The sequence below is a fragment of the Desulfovibrio legallii genome, from assembly GCF_900102485.1.
Taxonomy (GTDB): domain Bacteria; phylum Desulfobacterota; class Desulfovibrionia; order Desulfovibrionales; family Desulfovibrionaceae; genus Desulfovibrio; species Desulfovibrio legallii_A.
Window position 1 is genome coordinate 1 of sequence record NZ_FNBX01000030.1, and the last position, 4,905, is coordinate 4,905.

The following is a 4,905-nucleotide window of genomic DNA, read 5'->3' on the forward strand; positions in this document are numbered from 1 at the left end:
CAGATTATTGAATGGCGTGGCTGCCCCAAAGAGATCCGTTGTGACAATGGCCCGGAATATGTCAGCGCCAAGCTGCAAACCTGGGCCGGGCAGAGAGGAATCCGCCTGCGGTATATCCAGCCGGGGAATCCGCAACAAAATGGGTATGTCGAGCGGTATAACCGAACAGTGCGTTATGACTGGCTCAACCACTATCTCTTTGAAAGTCTTGAAGAAATACAGGATTTTGCCACCAAATGGCTCTGGAGTTATAATAACGAGCGCCCCAACATGGGCATTGGCGGCATAACTCCCGCCATGAAGCTCGCACAGGTGTCTTAGGCTCTACTTGTAATCGCTCCTAAAAATGGGAGGATTACCCCCCCACTGGGAGCATATCTTCACCTCTGGCAACAGAGAATTGCACATATTCATCTGTAAACTTGTAATGCATTTTACAAATGTTCATATGTTATTTTATTCCAGTTTGTTGATAGATGTGCTGCGATATGCTAAATTTCCAGTTTCCTGCGTGCCTTACAGGCAGACTCATTGGGGGGCGCAGCTCCGTTCCGCTATATTTGTCAAGATAAAAATTCGGTACGGATGCGTCGGCTTCATCACAAAGGCGACACGCGCCGCTATGGCTCCATTCGATAACGATTAGCGAGTCAATCTGCATAAGTAGTACCGATTGATTTGCCATCGCTCCGGTCAAATCTGCAAAGCTGTTACGCGGCAAGGTTGTCTGTTTTGCTGTCATGCGGGCTTCCTTGCCAAGAATTACCCAAGCCTTGCTTATGACGCCAAGAGAAAGGTAGCGCGACCAAAATCTCTGGCGCTCTTGCCATGCTGGTTCTGCGGTATCACGCAGGATACTGAAAAAGTCCTGAAGTTGTGCCGCCACAAGCCAACGCTCCATGACGGTCTGTGCGGCGGTGGCAGCACCATGCCACAGGCGGTTGTCTACGCGGGGGTCTTTGAAATGGCGCAATATAAAATCGCGTATAAGCCCTTTATAGATTTCTTCTGTAGGAATTTTGTTCACAAATGGCAGTAGCAGGGCATTTATTGTAGCACTTTTGGGGAATAAATACCGAACGGGTTCTTCCTGCTCATACTGCGCGATGAAATTTCGCAGTAGTGCTAAGTTGTCCGGGGATGCAAGCGCGCGGGACAAAAGGCTCTGGGCGCACTCTGCCCCATGGCGGACAAACTGGCTGGCAAACAGCTCCTCTGAAAATAACCGACGGGTGCAAGCCTCCCGTAAACCTTGTGTCAGCAGATCACGAGCAAACAGATCAGGGCCATCTGCGGACAGAAGCGCATAATTTTGGCAAGCTTTGTATACCTGTCGCACTTTGATGCGTGGAGATATCGCTAGCACGCTGTCTAAACGGTGGCAAAGCCATGCAAAGCTGGGGCTATGCATGGGGTATTTTTGCATCAGCACATACCAAAGCAAAATGAGCACGCGCCCCTGACGCTGTGGGGAGAGGCTTTCCAGCCATTGAAAATACTGCGCGACAAAATTTGTGGCATCAGCAAGATGCTGCTCCCCGTAATAGAAGCCCCAAGGAGCCTGTTTCAAAGTTTTCGTTGGCAAAGATGTGAGAGGTCGGCCTTGTAGATAGCAATCCCTGATGCTGTCGTACAATTCCTGCAACGATAGGGGGCTGGGGGCCACGCGTTGCACTGTTACAACGCTTTGGGCAAGCATCTGGCATAGGGCAGAAAGCTTGACAGGCTGTGGCGGCATTGCCAGCGTCAGTGATTCTGGCCTCCAATATCGCAAGCAATCCCGCAGCGACATTACTGTATACTTCCTTCGTGCGATTCTGTTGGTCTCGGTGCAGCTAGAACAAAACGCAGGTCAATCCGTCTGTTGGCCTGTCTGCCTTCTTCAGATGCATTTTCCCTTATCCCACGTGTCTCACCGTATGCACTCACACCAAAAAAATGTTCACCGTTGGCATTTCGCAACGTCTCTAAAAGAGGCTGCTTTTGCATGAGGTAGCGAAACGTTACTAAGCTTCTTGCTGCAGAAAGTTGCCAGTTGTCCATGTACTGCGCAGTACATATGGGCACGTTGTCTGTGTGACCTTCCACCAGCACTGCTTCTAGCCTGCCGGGAGTAGGCTTTTTTGATGTGCAAGTTTCAGAGGGCTTGTCTTTTGTGCCGCTGTAGCAAGGCAGGTGTTGGGCTAGAATGGCCCCAAGCAGTTGAAGGCTCTCTTCTCCTCCAGGCGCAAAGTTGGCTTGTCCGGAGGGGAAAAGTATTTTCTCAGGAACATGCAGTAATCCTTTGTCCACATCAATTTCGACCTTCAAGCCTTTTTGCATCAGGTCTTGTTTTACGTCTTCTAATAACCTTTGACGTATGGACCGCGCATCTGTCAGCTCCTGCTGAATATTTCTAAGAGCAATTATTTCCTTCTTGCTGTCCGCTTCCTTTTGAGCGGCACTGGTGGTTGCCTCGTGCAAATTAATAACAAAGGCCATAAGAGTGATGATGAATATGAATAGCAAAGTGGCCATCAAATCACTAACAGAGGCAAGATATCCTTGTTCATCAGAGCGACTTCCATTTTTATGCAGGGGATACTGTCGTTGAGACATGTTCTACCTCGCAATTAGCCACGCGCTTTTTCTTCGGTGGAAGCGTTTGTAGTTTTCATATCTTCCCGCATTTCCTGCCATTCTTCAACTGTTTCTTTGAGCCCACTGACCACACTATACAGATGGGTTGCTGCCCGTTCCAAATGGTCATCCAGACCTGTGATGTACTCTTTTGTTGATTTGCTATATGCCTCCAGGCCTTCTGTCAGGGTAACAAACGTATTTTGCAGCGCAGTGTCTATGTTTTCAAATCTTTCTGCATACTGTTTCCACAATTGTTCTAACGAGTATTGTTGATTTTTAATCATTTCATAGTGTTCATGCGCGGAAGACATGTGTTTGTCCAATGAATTTTCCATGTGCTTTTTCTGTGTATCCAAGGCGACAAGGGACTCTTTCCAGGCATTTAAAAACGTTGTTGAGTGTCCTTGCATTGTCAGCATTTGTTGCTCAAAACGCATTTCCTGTTGTGATTTTTCCTCGGAAATGACAGAATGGAAAGATTTTAACTCTTCTATCGCTGAAGTAGTATACTCTGTTGCTGCTTGAATGGTTCTTTGTGTCTGGGTTGTAGCTTCTTCAAAAACAGAAGTGCTGCTTTCAATGCGTTGAATGCAGGAATGCAGAGAGCTGTGAACATTGATAAGTTGTTGCAACATGTCGTTCATTGCTTTGCTCGCCTCCAATCCGCGCCCTTGGGATTCTTTGTATTCTTCCAGTAGGGGCACCAAGGTGGAGTGCATCTCAGCGAACGCCACGCCGAATGCATCCATTTCCTTCCCAGCTGCAGAATGAATTTTGTCTGCCAATTCTCTGGTTAGGCTGGAAATGACTTCTTGTGAATCTGTTGCTCTGTCAGAGCGGAGTGAACAAAGCTCATTAACCATTTTTTCCATTAATGGCTGCATCCCGGTAGAAAACATGCCGTTTATTGCTTGACTGATATTGTGTCCAACGTCATCCACAAAACTCTGCATAAGGTCGCGCTGTTCTTCCTGCAAGGCAAGCTGCTTCCTAGTTACATCTTCGGCTGTAATCAGATGCACACGCTCATCAAGAGCATTAACAAAAACACCAAGGCATTTTTGCAACTCGCGGACGGTGTATTTTTCGCAGAGTGCAAATATTAACGAACATATAAGCCCTACAACAGATGTCGTAAAAGCGAGGCCTGCGCCGGATAGAAGCTGATTGAGCGCAGTGCGTAATTTATCCGTGTTTTCAGCGTCAAAGCCGCCGCTCAATCCCGCACTTGCGAGGTAAATACCTCCGGCAAGGCCAAGAAATGTTCCCAAAATGCCGAGTCCTGTGAGATAGTTAGGGGTGGCGGTATAACTTGATGCATTATAGTTGGGAAGGATTATGGTGTCTTCATTGAAAAAAAATGCTGCGGAGTGTGAGTTTTGCACAGGAGTGTTATTGTCTTTGCTATGAACAAGTGATTCGGTAAATTCAGACCAGTGATGCTTGAAAATAGCATTCTGGCAAAGGGCATCGTTAATCTTAAAGAAATTATACTTAAAAAGAAGCTCTTTGCGCCGTTTCCCTGCATTTGGAAGCTCATTTTCATAATGAGACTCAAGTCCTGCAGCAGGTGACACATTCTCATCTAGAGATTCAAATTTTACGTCTCGCGTGGCATCGTTGCAGGCCTGAGTGATACATTTTTTTTCTCGAGCCATGTAAAACAATCTTATGATAAAAAACACTAAAATTCCAATGCAATATATATATAAAAAGTAATTACTCTGTGTAGACTGGGCAATATGGTACCAAAATACGTCAATTAAATTAAAATTTTCCACATCTTCCCCCGGTAGATATACGTTGCGGAGCATTGGTGCAAAACCATTTAGTTGAGAATATTTGTATCAACGATCGTTTGCATGGGTGCTACTCCACTGCCGTAGCACTTTCTTTCTGATGCTTTTACTTGCCGGAGAGGTGGGTTCACTTCTTCGGACCAGTCAACGGCAAAATTAAGGGGTTCTTCCGGGTTTTCCGTGGGTAACCCCTGTCAGGAACTGGCCGGGTAGAGGTTTAGACCGCCACAGAAGAAGTAGATGGCTGTCTTGAAATGCTCCCGGTTCCTATAACCGCAAGCCTTCCTCTTGATGGCCATGATCTTGCTGTTGAGGCCCTCGGCCACGCCGTTGGTGATCCTGTGGCGGCAGAAGGTCAGGATGTTCTCAAGATGTCTCTGAATCAGTCCGCCCACTTTGCGCATTGGGGCAAGATCTGACCTGTTCACCCAGACCAGCCATCGCTTCACAAAACGTCTGGCCCATCCCGTGCTCAGGTACTTCC

5 protein-coding genes are annotated in these 4,905 nt (G+C 47.2%); 1 reads left to right on the forward strand and 4 read right to left on the reverse strand.

Annotation, left to right across the window (positions count from 1 at the left end; translation table 11 throughout):
* On the forward strand, positions 1-321 hold a 321-nt coding region (locus BLS55_RS11655), incomplete at its 5' end, for an integrase core domain-containing protein (protein ID WP_143339572.1).
* Between the two features lie 130 nt (positions 322-451).
* On the opposite strand, the gene BLS55_RS11660 is transcribed toward BLS55_RS11655, so the two are convergent.
* The 4 genes from BLS55_RS11660 to BLS55_RS11680 form a co-directional block, all read right to left on the reverse strand.
* The gene (locus BLS55_RS11660) at positions 452-1,792 is read right to left on the reverse strand and encodes an EH signature domain-containing protein (RefSeq protein WP_092155399.1); all 1,341 of its coding nucleotides are present in this window, start codon (positions 1,790-1,792) and stop codon (positions 452-454) included.
* Entirely contained in the window at positions 1,792-2,598 is an 807-nt protein-coding gene (locus tag BLS55_RS11665; RefSeq protein WP_092155400.1) for an OmpA/MotB family protein, read from the reverse strand. Before BLS55_RS11665 ends, BLS55_RS11660 begins: the two co-directional genes overlap by 1 nt.
* 14 nt (positions 2,599-2,612) lie before the next feature.
* Complete coding sequence (gene zorA / locus BLS55_RS11975; RefSeq protein WP_143339573.1) at positions 2,613-4,403, reverse strand: anti-phage ZorAB system protein ZorA; 1,791 nt, start codon at positions 4,401-4,403, stop codon at positions 2,613-2,615.
* A gap of 212 nt (positions 4,404-4,615) precedes the next feature.
* Positions 4,616-4,905: transposase (locus BLS55_RS11680; protein WP_143339562.1), on the reverse strand; the 290-nt coding region annotated here is incomplete at its 5' end.